This window comes from Kitasatospora sp. SC0581, assembly GCF_048159585.1.
In the GTDB taxonomy this organism is placed as follows: domain Bacteria; phylum Actinomycetota; class Actinomycetes; order Streptomycetales; family Streptomycetaceae; genus Kitasatospora.
Genome location: NZ_JBLRWA010000090.1, coordinates 1 through 799, shown reverse-complemented (window position 1 = coordinate 799; position 799 = coordinate 1). Strand labels below are relative to the sequence as shown.

At 34.0% G+C, this 799-nt stretch carries 1 protein-coding gene; it reads left to right on the top strand.

All coding sequences use genetic code 11. The features are described from left to right. Nucleotides 1-41: 41 nt before the first annotated feature. On the top strand, nucleotides 42-799 hold a 758-nt coding region (locus ACLWS4_RS37200; protein WP_416876450.1), incomplete at its 3' end, for a ComF family protein.

The following is a 799-nucleotide window of genomic DNA, read 5'->3' as shown; positions in this document are numbered from 1 at the left end:
ATCAACACTTTTATAACTTTGTTGACAATCCAAATTTACGGATGACATATCCAGCTGAATTAATTGGATTTCCTAACAGTTATAATTTAAGGACGAAGGTTATTCGATTTCCGGAAAAATTGACAATTCCAGACACAAATTACACATCAGATATTATTTTTACCGGAAGATATTTTACTTTACGTGATAATCGAAATTACAATCATCCGTTATCAAGAGCGATTATTGGCTTGAAAAATAACTTTCTTAACCATGCAGATGTTACTAAAGATCGGTTTGGGAAAGTCATCGATGTATATTTAAGACAAGATTCTACTGTTTCACGAATTGTTTTTGTTCCACCAAGACCAAATAAAGAGAGCCGTTTTAAAGGCGTTGAAGATTTTGTTGAGGCTAATATAAATATAGAATTTAATTTATTGTATTCGAAAAATGATTACCCATCACCGAAAGATTATGTCGGCTTTGAAGCGAAATATTACAATTGTGTTTATGGTAATATTGGTTGTAATGGTGAAGTATCCGGTCACGTATTATTAGTAGATGATGTTTTTACAAGTGGAGCAACAACCGCAGAGTGTGCTAGAGTCTTGTATGAAACAGGAGCCAGTAAGGTAACCGTTTTACCATTAGCATTTACGCAAAATCTAAACTATAACGAACAATCCGTCTTGCCGGTCGTTTTTAATGAAGATGGAAATGAGTACGATATTGGTTTTCGTCGAAGTGACTATGAAGTTTATTGGCGGAGTAGGAAAGATGGTGGAGGATTTGAATATGAAGAGTTTGATGTCGTTAA